The sequence below is a fragment of the Shewanella sp. cp20 genome, assembly GCF_000832025.1.
Classification (GTDB): domain Bacteria; phylum Pseudomonadota; class Gammaproteobacteria; order Enterobacterales; family Shewanellaceae; genus Shewanella.
This window is the reverse complement of record NZ_JPII01000031.1, coordinates 13122-32437: the sequence shown is the minus strand read 5'-3', so window position 1 is coordinate 32437 and position 19316 is coordinate 13122. Positions and strand designations below refer to the sequence as shown.

Below are 19316 nucleotides of genomic sequence, written 5' to 3'. Positions count from 1 at the left end.
GGTGTCCTAGGCCTCTAGACGAATGGGACACTGTTGATACGTTATACTCCGTATCGAGTGAATACTCGTTGAAGCCAGTAGGCTATTGCTTCAACGCTTTCAAATTAGATGGTGGAGCCTAGCGGGATCGAACCGCTGACCTCAACACTGCCAGTGTTGCGCTCTCCCAGCTGAGCTAAGGCCCCTTACCTAACTTGTCACCTTTGAGTGCACCGCGAGCATCTGCCGGCTGTGTCTCAACTGCGAGGCGCATTCTATGCAGCACACCCAAAAGTGTCAACTCGTTTTTTAGGAATTTATTCTATTTGCTACAAATTCAATCGCTTTGGAGATTCTTTGCTCACAACGGGCCTTTCCAACGAGGAAAGCGGTTAAATCTACAGCAGGCGACATACCGGCACCCGTTACGGCAACACGCAGTGGCATACCCACCTTACCCATGCCAAGCTCCAATTCGGCAGCAGTGGCTTCGATCGCCTGGTGAATTGCTTCGACATTCCACTCTTCTAGCTCGGCAAATTTCTTCTGAATAAGTTGTAGCGGCTCTAGCGCCACGCCACGCAGATGTTTCTTCGCTGCAGTTTCATCGAACTCGGCAAAGTCTTCATAGAAGTAGCGGCTAGAAGCAGCCAGCTCTTTTAGCGTCTTAGCACGCTCGGCCAGGGCGGTGACCACTTCGGCCAATGCCGGACCATTTGACGTGTCTATGTTTTGATCTTGCATGTGCCACTCGAGATGCTTGGCCACATATTCAGGCGCCAGCTCCTTCATATAGTGCTGGTTCAACCAAATAAGCTTCTCGGTATTAAAGGCAGACGCCGCCTTATTGATATCATCCAGGCTAAAGAGCTGCTTCATCTCATCGATAGAGAAGACCTCTTGATCGCCATGAGACCAGCCCAGGCGTACAAGATAGTTAAGCAGCGCCTCTGGCAGGTAACCATCGTCGCGATACTGCATCACACCGACAGCGCCATGACGCTTAGACAGCTTGGCACCATCATCACCTAAGATCATCGCCACGTGAGCGTACTCAGGCACGGGCGCGTTAAGCGCCTTAAGAATGTTAATTTGACGCGGCGTGTTGTTGATATGATCTTCACCACGTACCACACAGGTGATGCCCATATCCCAATCGTCGACCACTACGCAGAAGTTATAGGTCGGTGTGCCGTCAGTACGAGCAATGATCAAGTCATCGAGTAGGTCGTTTGAGATCTCGATACGACCACGCACGTGATCGTCAAATACCACACTACCCTCGGTTGGGTTTTTAAAACGAACCACAAAAGGCTCATCGGTATCACGCGGCGCCTTATCACGGCAGCAACCATCATACTTTTGCTGCTCACCCTTGGCGGCCTGCTCTTCACGCATCGTCTCGATACGCTCGCGGCTACAGTAACACTTATAGGCGGTGCCCTGCTCTAGCATCTGGGCGATGATCTCGTTGTAACGATCGAAGCGCTTGGTCTGGTAGTACGGACCCTCATCCCAGTTCAGTCCAAGCCACTCCATACCTTCTAAGATTGCTGCGCAGGCTTCAGGCGTTGAACGTTCGAGATCTGTATCTTCGATACGTAATACAAACTCACCTTGGTTAGCGCGGGCATAGAGCCATGAATAAAGTGCAGTACGAGCACCACCTACGTGAAGAAAACCGGTAGGACTTGGAGCAAAACGCGTCTTAATCGTCATAATGGGACAGTAACCTGTTATCGAAATGTCTAAATATAGACTGAGCTATTTAATGTGGCCGCTATTCTAACAGCCAAATGGGATAAGAGAAAATAGTCAGGCCAATAGCACCCGGCCCGAGACCAAAAAAGGTGACCACCCCGTCACAACGCACAGGCTCGTCTCGGTCACTTACCGAAGAGAAATGCCGAGCTCTCATTAGTTACGCCAGACTGCCATCTAACTAACCCGCCCCCTATCACTAAGAGGCGACAGGCTTCATCTATACAATAGGCACGACGAAAGATAAAAGCGGTAAAGATATAAAGCTATAAAGATAGAAAAAAGATAGAAAAAAGATAGAAAGCAGCAAGGATAGAAGAAGCGTAGAAAAAGAAGTATAGATAAACGAGATGACTATGCGTCTATGGGCCCGCCCAGCTTCAAGACACTAGTGCGCCCCCTTATATTAAGTCACTATTTGCAAATCCTATTTACATGGGCTGTTAGCAATCATCCTAATCCCCCCGTATAAAGCCCATGTATCAGCAGTAGAGAATCCGCGAGCGCAAAATGACTCGCTCCCCTTATGGCTTGTATCGACTTATAGATAATGCAGACGTCGAGTTACCTCTACTTATAAAGCCAGCTTACTTGTACTGATGCCAGATCATCTTGCCCAGCCAAACGAAGAGTAGACTGTAAAGGCGAGCAAATTCTTATTTGTTCGTCCCTTTACACGATAGTTTTTATCCCTCATGCCTATTTCCCTTACTCACCCTTGCTGATTATTGACTCGAACCAGCGAGGCGAAAGCCCCCTTCTGTACAGGCTTTCACCAAGGTGCCATCAGAAATCATCCTGATTTGTTTAACATTAAGACGATCCGAACAAATTTGAACCGGACTCATTATTTTCTCGAAAAAAGCGTTGACAGTAGATCGTTCCCCCCTATAATACGGCCCCACACAGCGAGGTCGATTAGCTCAGCTGGGAGAGCACCTCCCTTACAAGGAGGGGGTCACTGGTTCGAGCCCAGTATCGACCACCATACACTGTATGGTAATAAAATTTGATGTGTCCCAGGTCGATTAGCTCAGCTGGGAGAGCACCTCCCTTACAAGGAGGGGGTCACTGGTTCGAGCCCAGTATCGACCACCATATTTTATCTTTGATTGAATATGTGGTGCATTGAGTTTAATGTTGTGAGATATTCCCAGGTCGATTAGCTCAGCTGGGAGAGCACCTCCCTTACAAGGAGGGGGTCACTGGTTCGAGCCCAGTATCGACCACCACCTCTTCATGAGAGAATATCGAATATAATAATGTCCCAGGTCGATTAGCTCAGCTGGGAGAGCACCTCCCTTACAAGGAGGGGGTCACTGGTTCGAGCCCAGTATCGACCACCATTGTTATCAAAATATGTAAATGCTGTATTTATCCCAGGTCGATTAGCTCAGCTGGGAGAGCACCTCCCTTACAAGGAGGGGGTCACTGGTTCGAGCCCAGTATCGACCACCATAGCATAGCTATGAAACGATAAATCACACACAGTCCCAGGTCGATTAGCTCAGCTGGGAGAGCACCTCCCTTACAAGGAGGGGGTCACTGGTTCGAGCCCAGTATCGACCACCATATTTCCGCTTCTTTGCTTCACTCCCCTATTTATAATCAAACAGCCTAGCAGCAAGCCTTTACCGCCGCTTATCGCTATTGCGAATCCCTTAGCCTCAACTATTCTTCATTAATACCAATCACAGTAAATATGTGATCAGAAATAGCGCAGGAAAAACGCTTGAGAACAAAGCAGGATTTTTAGATAAGTAGTTATTCTACAATTAAAAATACTAATACTGTTATCGAGCGTTTTAACAAGCTAGAATGATTAATTATTTATTACGATTGGTATAAGACTTTACTCAAACCAAGTACTACTCAAGGTGGTTGAACATGGCCGATGTCACTCAATCAGCGTCGCTGGCAAGCATTGCCGCGTATCTTAAACTCACCCATGAATGCGATGAGCAGGAAGCGATGATCGAAGCCAAGGAGGTGATGCAAAATCTGGTCACCATGCGACAGAAAGGCTTTATCACGGGTTGGTATTTCGATGCCCAGGGTCACCTGGAACTGCTGCCCAGTGAGGCGATTCTTAAGCGTATCAATCCGCCCAAATAAGATGACTCTAACGTTAATTCAATAAAATAAATAAGTTAACAAAGTTCCAATTCCCTCCACTCAATTAAATAAACAAAATACTTTACTTAAAAGACTGCTGATGTAGAGTAGTGCTATCTATTCATTCTTTTAAAAGCTGTCATGAACGCCACCGACTCCCTACAAACCGCTCCCGAACAGACGGCCCAGCGCATTCTCGGCGTCACCTTAATCGTTACCCTGATCAGTGTCGCAGGCATTGCACTGCCTTATCCCGTGCTGGCCCCCCTTTTTCATGACAACAACTCTCCCCTCACCCAATTTATGGGGCTGCCCAGCGAATTCTTGATGGGCATAGTCTTAGGCATCTATCCCTTGGGGATCATCATAGGCGGCAGCTTCATCGGCAGCCTCTCTGACACTCATGGGCGCAAGCGCCTGCTTAGCCTTACGCTACTCGGCAGCGCCATGGGCTATGGACTCACGGCCTTCGCCGCCCATTCTGAGCAGTTTGTGCTATTCTGTCTCGCTCGCTTACTCACGGGGATATGCGAGGGCAATATCGCCATTGCCAGGGCGATAGCGGCCGATCTGCACCCACAAATCGATAAGACGCGCAGTTTCTCGCTGATCAGCGCCATGGGTTACGGCGGTTATCTGCTTGGGCCCTTGGCGGGCGGCTACCTCATCGAGTGGGGAATGGAGATGGTGTTCGGCGCCGCGGCCTTTGCCTGCATCCTCTGTGCCCTGCTGAGTCAATGGCTTCTGCCACGCCAACTCGATGAAACCAAGGCCAACGCAGAGAAAGGATCTAGCCTGGTACTGCTTAAGGAGCCGGCCCTCAGACGCTTCTTTCTGCTCTATCTGCTACTGACCATGGGGGTTAACTTCTACTATGAGTTCTATCCGCTGCATCTGGTTCAACAGGCGGCCTTTACGCCGGCGCAGATCAGCTGGGTCACAGTGCTACTCACCGGCTGCATGATCGCCACCAGCATCTGGTTTACCCCTTTGTTGCAGCGCAGGTTGACCCACGCCGGCGCGAGTCTGGTCGGCATCTCACTGTTTGGCGCCTCTCTGGCCTGCTTTCCCTATCTCACCAATGCCAGCTATCTGCTCACTTTCATGACCATAGGTGCGGGCATCGCCATCTATAACAGTTTCCTGCCAAGTTACCTGTCCCATGCCTATCAAGACAGGCCGCAAGGGCAGCTGATGGGCATGCTGGTGACCATCTTCTGTGTCGGTAACCTGCTGGCTGCGCTTCTCGGCGGACTGTTAGCCGTGTTTGATGTTAAAATCGTCCTGTTAATCGGCGCCCTGTGCGCGGCGGGCGCCGGAGCCGTCCTATATCACGGTCACTTCAGGCGACAATACTGGCCAGCGCACAGTTAACCATAACGCGTGACACACCTCACAATTCAGCCAGCCTAAATGGGTGGGTTTCCACCCATCCGACTACAACCAATGGGCGACATCCTCCCCAAGTCGTCCTGTTTACCATTCAACCAACACGCAGCAACACATTGATATAAAGCCATTTACATAATTTAAACATTTTTGGCCTGGTCCTTGCCTATAATTTCTTTGAATTAAGCACATAGTGAACCGTCAGTCGCCCTAAGGCACTGAAGGATTAACAATTATAGGGATAACAAAATGACCAGACTCAACACCTGTACCTTTATCAAACAGATCGTCAAGATGGCCTCAATCGCCGCAATTTTGGGAACCAGCTTGAACAGCTGGGCGGCACCAACGGAAATTAAGTTTTCCCATGTGGTTGCCGAGAACACCCCTAAAGGCCAAATGGCACTGAAGTTCAAGCAACTCGTAGAAGAGCGTCTACCCGGAGAGTATCAGGTAAACGTGTTCCCAAATTCTCAGCTGTTTGGTGACAACAACGAGCTCTCCGCCCTGTTGCTTAACGATGTGCAATTTGTGGCGCCATCGCTGTCCAAGTTCGAGCGCTACACCAAGAAGCTGCAGATATTCGATTTGCCCTTCCTGTTCAAAGACATGGACGCCGTTAACCGCTTCCAACAGAGCGATGCCGGCCAACTGCTGCTGAATTCGATGAAGCGTAAAGGTGTCGTCGGCCTGGGCTATCTGCACAATGGTATGAAGCAATTTTCCGCCAGTAGCCCGCTGATCTTGCCGGAAGATGCCCAAGGTAAGAAGTTCCGCATCATGGCCTCAGACGTTTTGGCTGCGCAGTTCCAGGCGGTCGATGCCATTCCGGTGAAGAAACCCTTCTCGGAAGTCTTTACTCTGCTACAGACCCGCGCCATCGATGGACAGGAAAATACCTGGTCTAACATCTATTCGAAGAAGTTCTACGAAGTACAGAGCAACATCACAGAGAGCAACCACGGCGTACTCGACTACATGGTGGTCACCTCAAACACCTTCTGGAAGTCGCTACCCGCCGACAAGCGCAAGGTGATCAAGGCATCACTGGATGAAGCGATTGCCTACGGTAACGATATCGCCGCCGCCAAGGTTAACAAAGACAAGCAGGCCATCATCGACTCTAAGCGCTCTGAGATCACCTACCTGAGCCCAGATCAACGCGCCGCATGGGTCAACGCCATGAAACCTGTATGGGCACAGTTCGAAGATAAGATAGGTAAAGATCTTATCGATGCCGCCGTTGCAGCAAACGAATAATAAGCGCTAACCCCCCTAATTTAATAGGAATGCATTGAGGCCGTTTCCACGGCATTCGGCCTCTTTCCTATTTGAGGAGTCCTAGAGATGATGTCTCGCTTTTTTTCTCATATCGAAGAGGTGGTACTTAACGCCTTGATCACCGCAATGACCCTGTTGGTCTTTGTCGAGGTGATCGCTCGTTTCTTCTTTAACACAGGTTTCTTGTGGATCCAGGAGCTGACGCTCACCATCTGCGGCTGGTTCGTGCTGTTTGGCATGTCCTATGGCGTCAAGGTCGGCGCCCACATAGGGGTCGATGCCTTTGTCAAAAAACTGCCCAGAAGGGGACGTAAGTATACCGCCATCTTGGCCGTCGCTATCTGCTTAGTCTACTGCGGCATGTTCTTATTCGGCAGCTGGGAATACCTGGCGAAGATGTATCAGATCGGCGTGCCGATGGAAGACATTGACCTGCCCCACTTTCTCATCGGCGGATTAGACGGTGACTTTGCCTGGGAATACCTGCGCATAGACGTCGAGGAGCCGGCCGTGCCCCTATGGATCTCCCAAAGCATACTGCTTATCGGCTTTATTCTGCTTACCTGGCGCTTTTTGCAACTTGCTCTGGCCATCATCACCAACAAGACAGATGGCTTCGCCTTTGCCGATGAGGCCAAGGAGAGCATGCACCTTATCGATCAAGAGGCTCAGGCCGACGACAAACAGCCTGGAGATGAAAAATAATGACTATAGCAACCCTCTTTATCAGCCTGTTTATCTGTATGCTGCTGGGCATGCCCATCGCCATCGCGCTTGGTTTTTCCAGCATGCTGACCATATTGCTCTTCTCCGATGATTCTTTGGCCTCGGTGGCATTGAAACTCTATGAATCTACCTCGGAGCACTACACCCTGCTGGCGATCCCCTTCTTCATTCTGTCGTCGGCCTTCCTGTCAACCGGCGGCGTCGCCCGGCGTATCATCGACTTCGCCATGGACAGCGTCGGCCACATCCGCGGTGGTCTCGCAATGGCTTCAGTGATGGCCTGCATGTTGTTTGCCGCGGTATCGGGCTCATCGCCCGCCACGGTGGCCGCCATCGGCTCTATCGTCATCGTCGGCATGGTGCGGGCCGGCTATCCAGAGAAATTTGCCGCTGGGGTGATCACCACCTCGGGCACCCTGGGGATCCTGATCCCGCCCTCTATCGTCATGCTGGTGTATGCGGCGGCAACCGAAGTCTCTGCGGCGCGCATGTTTATGGCGGGGCTTATCCCCGGCCTGATGATGGGCCTCTTGCTGATGCTCGCCATCTATATCGTGGCCCGCATCAAGAAGCTGCCTTCAAGGCCCTTCCCCGGTTTTCGCCCCCTGGCCATATCGAGCGCCAAGGCGATGGGTGGCCTTGCACTGATCCTCATCGTACTGGGCTCCATCTACGGCGGTATCGCCAGCCCGACCGAGGCCGCAGCCGTCGCCTGCGTCTACGCCTATTTCATCGCGGTATTTGGTTATCGCGACATAGGCCCGCTGAAAAACGTCAGCTGGCGCGATAGCGGCGAGCCGCTGCCAAGAGCCGTGCTGCGTAACCTGGGCTTTATGCTGCTCGCTGTCTTCAAGACTCCGGCCGACAAGGAGATACGCCACGTGGTGCGCGATGGCGCCAAGGTGAGCATCATGCTGCTGTTCATCATCGCCAACGCCATGCTGTTCGCCCATGTATTAACCACAGAGCGTATTCCGCATCTGATCGCCGAGACTATAGTGGGCATGGGGCTGCCGGTATGGGGTTTCCTCATCATAGTCAACTTGCTGCTACTGGCCGCGGGTAACTTCATGGAGCCATCGGCCATCTTGCTGATCATGGCGCCTATCTTGTTTCCCATCGCCACCCAGCTGGGGATAGATCCTATCCATCTTGGCATCATCATGGTGGTCAACATGGAAATCGGCATGCTAACGCCCCCCGTAGGCCTCAACCTGTTTGTCACCGCAGGGATAACGGGCCGCAGCATGGGATGGGTGATCCAATCTTGTATCCCTTGGCTGGCACTGCTGCTCTTCTTCCTGGTGCTGATCACTTATATTCCGCAGATCTCCCTGTTCCTGCCTGAATATATTGATAAGTTAAACGGTTATTAAAACACTTGATTTTGCTTAACAATTGGGCGAGTCTGAAACGGGTTATTAACAACTCCCTTTCAGGCTCGCTTTTTCAATTGGACATGCCTTTTATGTCGAAAATGATAACAAGAAGAAAATACCTCGGCGTCGGCTTCATCATACTCCTTGGCCTCGCCTTTACCCTGCGCGTCGCCTACTGGTTCCATCTGGAACATGGCTATGAGATGACGCGGCAACAATCCAACGCTCAGATGAAAGAGCTGCTGAGCTTCCTCTCTGGCTCCCTCAGTCGTTATGAGAGCATCCCCCATGTACTCTCGACCAACCCACTGCTGGCAAGCGCGCTGTTACAGCAGGACGATCCCGATACCATCACGCCGCTCAACCGCTACCTGGAAGAGATCCAGAGCATCACAGAGGCGCTGGACATCTATCTGGTGAATGTGAACGGCGACGCCATCGCCGCCAGTAACTGGCAGCAGAGCTACTCCTTTATCGGCAAGAACTATGCCTTCCGGCCCTATTTCAAGGACGCCATCGAAGGCAAGATGGGCCGCTATTTCGCGGTCGGTACCAGCTCAAACAAACGCGGCTACTACTTCTCCTACCCCATCTACAGCCATGGTTATCCAGTGACACCCAGCCAGGACGAGGCCAAGGTGTTAGGCGCTATCGTGGTGAAGGTCGATGTCACCGAGATAGAGCAGCAGAGTACGGGCATGGCCAGGGGCAGCAACTACGAGTTCGCTATCAGCGACCCGGACCATATCATCTTCCTCTCCAGCCGACCGGAATGGCGCCTCACCGCGCTAACGCCTGTGACCCATCAGCTCAAACAGCGCATCGAGACATCGAGACGCTACGCCAATCGCGACATCAGGCCGCTGGCGATCGAGCCCCCCTTTGCCGCCTCACTGGCGGCAGACTACCGGATTTACCAGATTGGCAAGGATAAGCAAGGCGCCGAATTTATGGATAACGCCGCCTTCATGAGCGATGCCGGCTGGCGGGTGCATATCCTCTCGCCCATGGCGCCCATCTACCGCTCGCTGCCACCGCTACTCCTGCTCTATGGCGCCCTCTACCTGTTGTGCGCGCTGGCGCTCTTGTTCGCCATAGAGAAGCGTAAGAATACCCGCCGCATGCGCCAGGCACACGAACAACTTGAGCAGAGGGTCAAGGAGCGCACCCAGGCGCTGGAAACCAGTCATCAGCAGCTGAAGGAAGCCCAGGATGAGTTGATCCAGGCCGCCAAACTCACAGTGATCGGCAGCCTCTCGGCCAGCATCAACCATGAGATCAACCAGCCGCTGGCCGCCATTCGCAGCTATGCACAGAATACCCAGACACTGCTCTCCCGCGCCAAGTGGGACGATGTCTCCAGCAACATAATGACCATCATAGAGCTGACCGATCGACTGGCGGCCATAGTGTCGCAATTTAAGAGCTTTACCCGCAAGAGCAAGGGCAACGACAAGGCGATTAGCGTGGCACAATGCATCAAGGATGCCCTGACCATCATCCAGCCAGAGGTGGACAAACAGGGGATCGATCTCGTGCTGAACAACACAGAGTGTGAGACGCTCATCTGGGGTGACCCTATCCGGCTGCAGCAGGTGTTGATCAACCTGATGAGCAATGCCATGGTCGCCATGCGCGCCTGCAGCCCGAAACAGCTGATCATCAGTGTCGTGGTGAGCAATCGTCTGGAGATCACCATAGAAGATACGGGCACAGGCATAGACGAGAGTCAGATGCAGAAGATTTTCGACCCCTACTACACCAGCTCACGCCAGGGGCTGGGCCTGGGGCTATCTATCTCCAGGCGCATCGTCGAGGCGATGCAGGGTAAGATAAGCGTTGCCAATCGAGAGCAAGGCGGCGCCATCTTCCAGATCACACTGCCCATACATGCGTCAGGAAACTAACCATGCAGAATCAAGTTTTTAACCAATACGATATCTTAATCGTCGATGACGAGCCTCTGATTGGCTCGGCGCTGGTTCAACTGTTTGAACTGGAATCCTACCGCGCCCTGGCCCTCACCGACGCCAAACAGATTGGCCTTGGCCTTCCCGACAACTGGCCCGGCATAGTGATCTCCGACGTCAACATGCCGGATATCGACGGCCTCTCCTTGATGCGCACCCTGCTGGCCCAGGACAAGGACATTCCCATCATCCTGCTGACCGGGCACGGCGATATCGCCATGGCGGTACAGGCGCTGAAACAGGGCGCCTATGATTTTATCGAGAAACCCTTTAACAACGAGCATATGCTGGACATCGCCAAGCGCGCCCTGGAGAAACGTGCATTAACCCTGGAAAACCGCAGCCTCAAACGTGAGCTGGAATCCCAGAGCACGCCGGGTCCGCGTATCTTGGGCCACAGCCCGGGGATCAAGCAGATGCGCCACATCATCCACCAGGTGATCGATATGCCTGCCGATGTATTGATCGAAGGCGAGACGGGCACGGGCAAGGAGCTGGTCGCCCGCTACCTGCACGACCACAGCCCCAGAGCCGAGGCCAACTTCGTTGCCATCAACTGCGGCGCCATCCCAGAGACCATCATAGAGAGCGAGCTGTTTGGCGCTGAGTCCGGCGCCTTCACCGGCGCCGATAAGACCCGCATAGGTAAGTTCGAGTATGCCAATGGCGGCACCCTGTTTCTCGATGAGATCGAGAGCACGCCACTCTCCCTGCAGGTGAAACTGCTGAGGGTGCTGGAAGACAGGAAGGTGGAGCGTCTAGGCTCCAACAAGAGCATAGACCTGGATATTCGCATCATCGCCGCCACCAAGGTGGATCTCAAGGGCCTGTGTGACACAGGTGAATTTCGCCAGGATCTCCTCTATCGCCTCAACCTGGTGACTGTGCCTATTCCGGCCCTGAGAGAACGCCGCGAAGATATTGGCCTGCTGTTCCTGCATTTTGCCCGGGTCGCCTCGGCGCGTTATCACAAGGCGCTGATCCCTCTGACGACAGAATATACAGCCCAGCTGGTCTCCCACGACTGGCCCGGCAATGTTAGGGAGCTGCGTAATCTGGCCGAGCGCTACGTGCTCCTAGGCCCTGAGGCGGCGTTTGCTACCTCTCTGGGGCAGAGCAGTCAACTCAATGCCAACATGTCGCTGCAGCAGCGGGTGGAGTTTTTCGAACGCCTACTGATCGAAGAGGCCCTGAGTAACAACAAGGGCAGCATCAAGCTGACCATGGAGCAGCTGGAGCTGCCGCGCAAGACCCTCTACGACAAGATGCAGAAGTTCGGTCTCAACCGAAAAACCTTTATCAACTAAGTCTGGCAACCCATTAGCCCGCCGCATCCAATAGCGGCGTGCGCGGCCTGTGGGTGCGTTGCAGCATCACCACGATAAAAATCACCCCGCTAAGCAGGGTCAGGCTACCGCCAACCACACCGCTCCAGCCCCAGTGCTGCCAGAACGGCAACAGGAAAGGCCCGCCGAGCGCCGCCCCCAGATAGTAACTACATAGGTAGAGCGCTGTGGCCTTGGCCCTGTGCTGCTGGGCGCGCTGCGCCACCCAAGCATTGCAGACGCTGTGGAAGGTAAAGAAGCCGAAGCTGGACAACAGGAAACCGATAACGATGGCGCTGCTGGTATCCCCTAAAGTAACCAGGCTGCCGACACACATCATCACCGCCGAGAGGATAAACAGTGGCTGGCGGCCCAGGCGCGTCACCCACTTGGCCGAGCGAAACGAGGCATAGGTGCCGCTCAGATAACAGAGGAAGATCAGGGTCACCTGAAACTTGCCCCAGTGAAACGGTGCCTGCATCAGATGCAGCTGGATATAGCTAAACTGATTGACCATCACCATGAAGGCCAGCGCGCCGAGAAGATAGAGCTTAACCAGGGTGGCATCGCCAAGGTGCAGGCCAAACCCCTTAAGATCGGCAAGCCCGAATCCACTCTTGTGTTGACGGCGACGGATCCGCACCCGGTCGAGGCGCGGCAATAACAGTAACACGCCCACCACCCCAGCAAGGGTCAAGACACTCACCAACCCCATGGCCTCTACCCAGCTCAGATACTTAGTCATCAGGCCGCCGATCAGGCGCCCCGCGATACCGCCTAAGCTATTGGCCCCGATATAGATGGCTCCCGCCTTAAGCAACACGCTGGTATCGAGCAGATCCTTAAAATAGGCCATGGCGATGGCGGGCACCGCCGCCAGCAGTACTCCCTGAAATAGCCTCACTGCCACCAGCGCCGAGAAATCCTGCACCCAGATCAACATGATATCCGCCACCACCAACAGCGCCAGGCTCCACAGCAGCGGCTTACGCCTGCCGAGCTTGTCCGACAGAGTGGCATAGCAGAGCAGCGCAAAGGCCATGGAGAAGCTGGTCACCGACAGCAATAGGGTGGCATGGGCCGGCGACACGCTAAATCTGGTCGCGATCAGCGGCAACATTCCCTGCACCATATACAGGTTGATGTAGATCACCACAGAGGCCAGCGACAGGCCCCAGATCAGACGAAGTTGTAGTGCACGGCTGGCGGTCATGATTTCGCGCTCAAAAGGAGAGATAGACACAGGCTAGCACCGGCGTTAACATAACAAAAATAGATTATAAATATGATGTCAATAATATTTTGTTATCGACGATTCAAGGTTCAAACCGATAGCAATGCGCCTTTAAGCGACAAGGCTTCACCCGGGGTGGTAAAACATGGATATCAAACAGCTTAGGCAGCTCGAGGCGCTCGCGACTCGGGGCAGTTTTACCCTTGCGGCCAAGCAGCTCAACATCGCCCAGCCCGCCCTGAGTCAGGGGATAAAACGTCTCGAAGAGTCCCTCGGGGTCACGCTTATCAACCGCAACAAACATTACCGCGGCCAGGGCGGCAGCCGTCTCACTCTCACCGCCGAAGGCGAGGCGCTGGCGCAACACGCCAGGCTGATCCTCAAGCAGGTCAAGCAGGCCGAGGCCCATATTAAGTCCATGGCTAACCTCACCAAGGGCGAGGTGCGCATCGCCGTGCCGGGCATGCTGGGGTCCTACTACCTGCCCTCGCGCCTGATGGCTTTCAGGCACAGGTATCCGGATCTTAAGCTGTCACTGTTTGAAGGCGGCACTCGCGACAGCCTGCGGATGTTGCAAAACGAAGAGGTGGACATCGCCATCATCACGGGGCAAGACCTGCAGCCTAACTTCGACAGCCATCTGCTGCTCAGAGAGCAGATGGTGGTGGCCGTGGGTGAGGATCACCCGTTGGCGGAGCACTCGGGGATCACCCTGGAGCAGTTCTTCGAGCAGGAACTGGTGATGTTTAAGCCCGGCTATTTCCACCGCGAATGGATGTTGTCTCAAGCCAAGGCGCTGGATCTCGAGGTCAATATCGCCTTCGAGACCAACCTAATCAACCTGATTAAACAGGTGGTCGCCCAGGGCTTTGCCATCACCAGTGTGCTAGAGATGGTGATCGAGGCAAGAGATCCCATCCGCGCCATCCCCTTCTCACCTGCGGTGCATCTGGACCTGCATATCGCCTGGAATAGAGAACGCCCCATCGGGCTGGCCGACAGGGCGTTCGTCGAGTTTTTGATGAATAACCCTTAGCGGCATGCTAAGGGCCTAGTCACCTAGATGGCATCCGCCTGGCGCTCAGGCGCCGCCAACTGGAAGGCCTCTAGCTTATGGCAGTTGTCCCAGATACGGCGAATGTTGGGATAAGCGCCTAAGTCGACCTTGAAACGATTGGCGTTATAGACCTGAGGGATCAAGCACAGATCCGCCAGGGTCACCTCATCGCCATAGCAGTAGGTGCCGGCGTGTCTTTCCAGCTGCTTCTCGAACGCGCTAAAGCCCTGGTGGATCCAGTGATGGTACCAGGCATTCTTAGCGTCCTCGTCCAGCGCCAGGGTATTGGTCAGATACTGCAACACCTTGAGGTTATTCAGCGGGTGGACCTCACAGGCGATAGAGAGCGCCATGGCGCGCACCTCGGCCCTCGCCTTGGGCGTCTTTGGCAACATCAAGGTGCCGCCATACTGCTCGTCGAGGTATTCGATGATCGCCAGTGACTGAGACAAAACAAATTCGTTGTCGTCTTCAATAAGGGTCGGCACCAACTCCTGAGGGTTAAGCGCCGCATACTCTGGCAGGTGCTGCTCACCACCATTCTTAACCAGATGCACAGACTCGAGACTCGCATCAAGTCCTTTTAAATTCAATGCGATACGCACTCTATAAGCGGCGCTGGAGCGCCAGTAGCCCAATAACTTCATCACACAGCTCCTCTGTTTCCTTGGCACTATTCTGCCTTTACTTACGGCGGTTACAAAAACGGGGCAACCATGGTCGCCCCGAAGTCTCAACAAATTTGAGAATTAACCTTTGTACTCGACCACCTGCTGGTCGATGGCACCGAAGATGGATTTATCGTTCTCATCCAGCATCTCGATACGCACGCGATCGCCGAAACGCATGAATGAGGTCGATGGCTTACCGTCGCTGATGGTTTCCAGCATACGAGTCTCGGCCAGGCAGCTAGAGCCAGCACTGCGATCATAGTTAGAGATGGTGCCCGAGCCTATGATGGCGCCGGCGCCCAGTGGGCGAGTCTTGGTGAAATGGGCGATCAACTGACTGAAGTTAAAGGTCATGTCGACGCCACAGTTTGGCTTGCCGAACAGCTCGTTGTTCAGGTGGGTGATCAGCGGTAGGTGCACCTTGGACTCATGCCACTTGTCACCCAGTTCATCCGGGGTCACGGCCACAGGCGAGAAGCTGCTCGATGGCTTAGACTGGAAGAAACCAAAGCCCTTGGCCAACTCGGCAGGGATCAGGTTACGCAGCGACACGTCATTCACCAGCATCAGAAGCTTGATATGCTTCTCTGCCGACGCCTCGTCTATACCCATAGGCACGTCATCGGTGATCACCGCTACTTCAGATTCGAAGTCTATGCCCCACTCTTCGCTGGCCAGCTCGATATCCGCCTTAGGGGCGATAAAGCTGTCAGACCCGCCTTGGTAAACCAGAGGATCTGTCCAGAATGTTTCTGGCATCTCGGCGCCGCGCGCCTTACGCACCAACTCAACGTGGTTAACATAGGCACTACCGTCTGCCCATTGGTAGGCACGTGGCAGCGGCGACAGACACTTGCTCTCATCGAAGTCCACCGCGTTGTCGAGCACGCCCTGGTTTAGCGCCTCATAAAGCTCTTGCAGTTGCGGCTGAAGCAGATCCCAGGCGTCGAGCAGTTGCTGCATGGTGTGTGCTATGGCTGGTACGGCAACAGCCTTGGTTAGATCCTTACTCACAAGCATCAGCTGACCGTCGCGACGGCCGTTGTTATAACTTGCTAACTTCATACCCACTCCTATCGAATTCTTCTCTTGTCAGACCCAAGGGAGAACCCCGTTGGGTCTGGGACTATCAATTTGGCATAGGAATACCCTATGCGCCTCAAGATAGGAATAGCGTGATACAAATCACACTCCTTCCCTCAATAATCAATTTTGTAAACAATTCATGACAGACAGAAATAGCCCCAAATCCATGGGGTTTCGGCCTTGTCTCTGCCTAGAAAACCGCCAGCCAACTGGCAATAAGGTTTTACATCCCTTTTTGCTTGCTGATCTTATATTCCCTCAGCTTGTTGGCGATAGCCGTATGGGACACCCCAAGCTTCTTCGCCAGCTGACGGGTGCTCGGATAAGCCGGATAGAGGCGTCTTAGCAGACTCGCCTCAAACTGTTTCATCGCCTGATCCAGACTGCCCTCAAACTGATGATCGAAATAGCCAAAGCCCTCGGCATAAGAGGGTAACTTGAGCTGATCCACCGTCAGCTCCGCCGAGCCATCCCACATGGAGACCGCACGGAAGATGGCATTCTTCAGCTGGCGCACGTTACCCGGCCAGGCATATCCCAGCAGATGCTCTCGGCATGGGGCCGAGATGCGGCGAATCGGGATGGACAGTTGCTGGCTGTAGTGCTCGAGGAACATCTCGGTCAGGGGGATCACATCCACCTTGCGCTCTCTGAGCGAGGGCATATGGAAGCTCAGCACATGGATACGATAGTAGAGATCTTCGCGGAACTCGCCAGTCTGGCACAGCTCGGCCAGGTTCTTCTGGGTCGAGCAGATGATGCGCACATCCGAGCGCACCTCCACATCGCCGCCCACACGGCGGAAGGTGCCATCCTGCAGCAGGCGCAGCAGCTTGACCTGGGCCGCCTTCGACATCTCGGCGATCTCATCTAGGAAGACTGTGCCGCCCTTAGCCTCCTCGAAGAAGCCACGCTTGACCACCTCACCGCCGCTGACGTAGCCAAACAGCTCCTCTTCGGCGGCGCTATCTGGCATGGCGGCGCAGTTAATAGCAATAAAGGGATGCTCGCGGCGCATGCTGGCATCGTGACAGGCTCTGGCCATCAGCTCCTTGCCCGTGCCGGTTTCGCCGGTGATCAGCAAAGGCGCATCGAGCTGCGCCATGCGTCTGGCCTGTACCAGCACCTCTTTCATCTTGTCGCTGACCGCCAGCACATTCTCAAAGCCTGTGGTCTGATTCTGTAGGGCGTTAAATTGCTTACCGACCCGCGCCGGCGACTTGAGTGACACCACGGCGCCGGCCAAGATGGTCTTATCGTTCTCATCGGGCAGATAGATGGGGAGCATCTCGGCCAGGTATTCGCTCTGGCCAATGTTGACCCTGGTGGCCTGGGCCAGCACCAAAGGCTCGCTGAGCCAACGATTGAAGTTAAAGCCTTGTACCCAATGATTCAGCGGTTCGTCGAGCACCTCGTGCTCGCCCATGTTAACCGTCATCAGCGCCGACTCGTTGACGATGCGAATTCGCCCCTTGACGTCGATAGAGAAAACTGAATCCGGTAACGTTTTGAGCAAGGTCTTGAGCGCGTAATGCTCCTGCTCGGAGGGCATGAATGACACGGTGCGCACGTCGTGCACCCCTTCCACCTTCCTGATTAACGGCAGCAGCTCGCTGAGCACATCGAAGTTAACTTCAGCAAACTGCAGATAGAGAAATCCCTGATTACTGGCGTCGATGGCTATCAGGTTAATGCCATAGCCTTCGAGGATCACCAGAATGTCTTTTGCTAGACCCACGCGGTCGATGCAACTTACTTCTAAGCGCATACCCTTTCGTCCCTTTTTATATTTATTACTTCACGGTTTTTGGGATTATCGCGAGCATGGTTGCGTCTCATGCCTGAAAAAAGTGTGACACGCCACGCAGAAATGCCGATAAAACGCCTATACGTTAGAGCCTAATGAGATTTGTGGCAAGAGTTGTTTACAGCAGATTGAGTCTACAACCAAAAAAACAGCGCCATAGCTAGGCTATGACGCTGTTTTTAAATTAATTTTCACTTAGTCCAACAACTGGTCTGTCTTGGCCGCCATGATGAAATCGTTGCGGTGCAGGCCCTTAATCGAGTGAGACCACCAGGTCACTGTGACCTTGCCCCATTCGGTTAGAATGCCGGGATGATGGAACTCTTCCTCGGCTAACTCTGCTAATTTATTGGTAAATTCCATCGCCAGCTTAAAGTTTTTAAACTTATAGACACGCTCAAGCTGCATGATGCCGTCACGTACCTCGACGCCCCAGTCTGGGATCATGCGGATCAGCTCGGCCAACTCGGCATCGGTCACCTTAGGCGCGTCGGCCTGACAGGCTTCGCATTTCATTTGGGCTAATTCAGTCATACTTCTTCCTTTTTGTTTTCTTAACTGGCTTTCGATTTTGGCTCAAACATGGGGGCATGCAGGCCGAGCTGGCGCGCCTTGGTCACGGCGCCCATGATGTCCATTTTGACGATTTCGTCTAAATAATCAATTGAATCAATAGCGTAATAAATAGGCTGCATGATATCGATGCGATAAGGTGTCCTTAAGATATCAATGAGATCGAAAGGCTTCACCACAGGCGTATCGCTCATGGCGTAAAGGGTCTCACCGGGCGAGCTTAATATGCCGCCGCCATAGATCTTCAGCTCATCGTTGGCCTGACGGATCAAACCAAACTCCACGGTAAACCAGTAGAGCCTGGCGAGAAAAACCCGCTCCTCTTTCGAGGCAGCCAGGCCCAACTTGCCGTACTGATGAGAGAAACGGGCAAATGAGGGGTTGGTCAGCAGCGGGCAGTGACCAAAAATCTCGTGGAAGATATCGGGTTCCTGCAGATAATCGAACTCCTCCTTGGTGCGAATGAAGGTCGCAACCGGAAACTCTTGGTTCGCCAACAGCTGGAAAAACTTCTCGAACGAGATCAGTGCCGGTACCGCGGCGGTCTTCCAGCCGGTTGCCTGCTTGAGCACGGCATCTATCTCACTCAGCTGCGGAATACGATCCGTAGGCATGGCCAGATCTTCGAGGCCTTTGAGATAGGCATCACAGGCATAATGCGGCAAATTCCCCTTCTGTCTGTCGTACAGCGCTTGCCAGATCTCATGTTCATTGTCAGGGTAATGGATAACCCCTTGGCTATCAGGCAGTCTGGCCTGATACTTGGTTTGTTTACTCATGATAAATACAACATAATTGACTGCTCCTGCCTCCATATTTGACTAAACGCCAGACTTTGTTAACAGGATCACACTTTATAATTTGGCTGCTGCGTCGCCAGAGATGTAACCTAAAATTTACATCAGCCTCACACTCAAAAATTAAATCCAGGTAAATAAATAAGTTACACTAAACCCACCATGT

The 19316-nt window shown here is 53.4% G+C and carries 15 protein-coding genes and 7 tRNA genes; 14 read left to right on the top strand and 8 right to left on the bottom strand.

Annotation, left to right across the window (positions count from 1 at the left end; genetic code table 11):
- Positions 1-109 precede the first annotated feature (109 nt).
- Together DB48_RS13125 and gltX are read right to left on the bottom strand one after the other, a co-directional pair.
- A tRNA-Ala gene (locus DB48_RS13125) sits at positions 110-185 on the bottom strand.
- Positions 186-288: 103 nt separating this feature from the next.
- Positions 289-1698 carry a glutamate--tRNA ligase gene (gene gltX, locus DB48_RS13120; RefSeq protein WP_041510715.1) on the bottom strand — a complete coding sequence of 470 codons (1410 nt, stop codon included), beginning with the start codon at positions 1696-1698 and terminating at the stop codon, positions 289-291.
- 954 nt (positions 1699-2652) lie between these two features.
- Here gltX and DB48_RS13115 point away from each other — a divergent pair.
- From DB48_RS13115 to DB48_RS13055, 13 genes are all read left to right on the top strand, one after another.
- Positions 2653-2728: transfer RNA gene (locus DB48_RS13115), tRNA-Val, on the top strand.
- Positions 2729-2762: 34 nt separating this feature from the next.
- Positions 2763-2838, top strand: a tRNA-Val gene (locus DB48_RS13110).
- A 58-nt stretch (positions 2839-2896) separates the two neighbouring features.
- Positions 2897-2972, top strand: a tRNA-Val gene (locus tag DB48_RS13105).
- A 38-nt stretch (positions 2973-3010) separates the two neighbouring features.
- Positions 3011-3086 (top strand) — tRNA-Val (locus tag DB48_RS13100).
- Positions 3087-3122: 36 nt separating this feature from the next.
- Positions 3123-3198: transfer RNA gene (locus DB48_RS13095), tRNA-Val, on the top strand.
- A 38-nt stretch (positions 3199-3236) separates the two neighbouring features.
- Positions 3237-3312: transfer RNA gene (locus tag DB48_RS13090), tRNA-Val, on the top strand.
- 315 nt (positions 3313-3627) lie between these two features.
- A complete protein-coding gene (locus DB48_RS13085) occupies positions 3628-3855 on the top strand; it encodes a hypothetical protein (RefSeq protein ID WP_041510714.1) in 228 nt (75 codons plus the stop codon).
- A gap of 141 nt (positions 3856-3996) precedes the next feature.
- Positions 3997-5229 carry an MFS transporter gene (locus tag DB48_RS13080; protein WP_041510713.1) on the top strand — a complete coding sequence of 411 codons (1233 nt, stop codon included), beginning with the start codon at positions 3997-3999 and terminating at the stop codon, positions 5227-5229.
- A 309-nt stretch (positions 5230-5538) separates the two neighbouring features.
- Entirely contained in the window at positions 5539-6504 is a 966-nt protein-coding gene (locus tag DB48_RS13075; RefSeq protein ID WP_162484108.1) for a TRAP transporter substrate-binding protein, read from the top strand.
- Positions 6505-6591: 87 nt separating this feature from the next.
- Positions 6592-7230: a TRAP transporter small permease gene (locus DB48_RS13070; protein WP_041510711.1), complete on the top strand. Its 639-nt coding sequence runs from the start codon at positions 6592-6594 to the stop codon at positions 7228-7230.
- Positions 7230-8627, top strand: a complete 1398-nt coding sequence (locus DB48_RS13065) for a TRAP transporter large permease (protein WP_041510710.1) — start codon at positions 7230-7232, stop codon at positions 8625-8627. The genes DB48_RS13070 and DB48_RS13065 overlap by 1 nt, the downstream gene beginning before the upstream one ends.
- Before the next feature lie 83 nt (positions 8628-8710).
- Positions 8711-10537: a sensor histidine kinase gene (locus DB48_RS13060; protein WP_041510709.1), complete on the top strand. Its 1827-nt coding sequence runs from the start codon at positions 8711-8713 to the stop codon at positions 10535-10537.
- A gap of 2 nt (positions 10538-10539) precedes the next feature.
- Complete coding sequence (locus DB48_RS13055) at positions 10540-11907, top strand: sigma-54-dependent transcriptional regulator (protein WP_041510708.1); 1368 nt, start codon at positions 10540-10542, stop codon at positions 11905-11907.
- A 13-nt stretch (positions 11908-11920) separates the two neighbouring features.
- Here DB48_RS13055 and DB48_RS13050 read toward each other — a convergent pair whose 3' ends face one another.
- Positions 11921-13138, bottom strand: coding sequence for an MFS transporter (locus DB48_RS13050; RefSeq protein WP_041510707.1), 1218 nt, complete (start codon positions 13136-13138; stop codon positions 11921-11923).
- Between the two features lie 166 nt (positions 13139-13304).
- Between DB48_RS13050 and DB48_RS13045 the strand changes: the two genes are divergently transcribed.
- Positions 13305-14195 (top strand): LysR family transcriptional regulator, encoded by an 891-nt coding sequence (locus DB48_RS13045; protein WP_041510706.1) that lies wholly within the window; start codon positions 13305-13307, stop codon positions 14193-14195.
- Positions 14196-14218: 23 nt separating this feature from the next.
- On the opposite strand, the gene maiA is transcribed toward DB48_RS13045, so the two are convergent.
- The 5 genes from maiA to phhA form a co-directional block, all read right to left on the bottom strand.
- A complete protein-coding gene (gene maiA, locus DB48_RS13040; protein ID WP_041510705.1) occupies positions 14219-14863 on the bottom strand; it encodes a maleylacetoacetate isomerase in 645 nt (214 codons plus the stop codon).
- 102 nt (positions 14864-14965) lie between these two features.
- Positions 14966-15952 (bottom strand): fumarylacetoacetate hydrolase family protein, encoded by a 987-nt coding sequence (locus DB48_RS13035; RefSeq protein ID WP_041510704.1) that lies wholly within the window; start codon positions 15950-15952, stop codon positions 14966-14968.
- A 244-nt stretch (positions 15953-16196) separates the two neighbouring features.
- Entirely contained in the window at positions 16197-17741 is a 1545-nt protein-coding gene (tyrR, locus tag DB48_RS13030) for a transcriptional regulator TyrR (RefSeq protein ID WP_011865236.1), read from the bottom strand.
- 234 nt (positions 17742-17975) lie between these two features.
- The gene (locus tag DB48_RS13025; protein ID WP_041510703.1) at positions 17976-18314 is read right to left on the bottom strand and encodes a 4a-hydroxytetrahydrobiopterin dehydratase; all 339 of its coding nucleotides are present in this window, start codon (positions 18312-18314) and stop codon (positions 17976-17978) included.
- Between the two features lie 20 nt (positions 18315-18334).
- Positions 18335-19132 (bottom strand): phenylalanine 4-monooxygenase, encoded by a 798-nt coding sequence (gene phhA, locus DB48_RS13020; RefSeq protein ID WP_041510702.1) that lies wholly within the window; start codon positions 19130-19132, stop codon positions 18335-18337.
- Positions 19133-19316: the final 184 nt, after the last annotated feature.

Bases quoted from the DNA above. Each gene is read 5' to 3' on its own strand.
- DB48_RS13070 (WP_041510711.1), top strand. From the start codon at position 6,592: ATGATGTCTCGCTTTTTTTCTCATATCGAAGAGGTGGTACTTAACGCC.
- tyrR (WP_011865236.1), bottom strand. From the start codon at position 17,741: ATGCGCTTAGAAGTAAGTTGCATCGACCGCGTGGGTCTAGCAAAAGAC.
- DB48_RS13080 (WP_041510713.1), top strand. From the start codon at position 3,997: ATGAACGCCACCGACTCCCTACAAACCGCTCCCGAACAGACGGCCCAG.
- DB48_RS13050 (WP_041510707.1), bottom strand. From the start codon at position 13,138: ATGACCGCCAGCCGTGCACTACAACTTCGTCTGATCTGGGGCCTGTCG.
- DB48_RS13075 (WP_162484108.1), top strand. From the start codon at position 5,539: ATGGCCTCAATCGCCGCAATTTTGGGAACCAGCTTGAACAGCTGGGCG.
- DB48_RS13025 (WP_041510703.1), bottom strand. From the start codon at position 18,314: ATGACTGAATTAGCCCAAATGAAATGCGAAGCCTGTCAGGCCGACGCG.
- gltX (WP_041510715.1), bottom strand. From the start codon at position 1,698: ATGACGATTAAGACGCGTTTTGCTCCAAGTCCTACCGGTTTTCTTCAC.
- phhA (WP_041510702.1), bottom strand. From the start codon at position 19,132: ATGAGTAAACAAACCAAGTATCAGGCCAGACTGCCTGATAGCCAAGGG.
- DB48_RS13035 (WP_041510704.1), bottom strand. From the start codon at position 15,952: ATGAAGTTAGCAAGTTATAACAACGGCCGTCGCGACGGTCAGCTGATG.
- DB48_RS13065 (WP_041510710.1), top strand. From the start codon at position 7,230: ATGACTATAGCAACCCTCTTTATCAGCCTGTTTATCTGTATGCTGCTG.
- maiA (WP_041510705.1), bottom strand. From the start codon at position 14,863: ATGAAGTTATTGGGCTACTGGCGCTCCAGCGCCGCTTATAGAGTGCGT.
- DB48_RS13055 (WP_041510708.1), top strand. From the start codon at position 10,540: ATGCAGAATCAAGTTTTTAACCAATACGATATCTTAATCGTCGATGAC.
- DB48_RS13060 (WP_041510709.1), top strand. From the start codon at position 8,711: ATGCCTTTTATGTCGAAAATGATAACAAGAAGAAAATACCTCGGCGTC.
- DB48_RS13085 (WP_041510714.1), top strand. From the start codon at position 3,628: ATGGCCGATGTCACTCAATCAGCGTCGCTGGCAAGCATTGCCGCGTAT.
- DB48_RS13045 (WP_041510706.1), top strand. From the start codon at position 13,305: ATGGATATCAAACAGCTTAGGCAGCTCGAGGCGCTCGCGACTCGGGGC.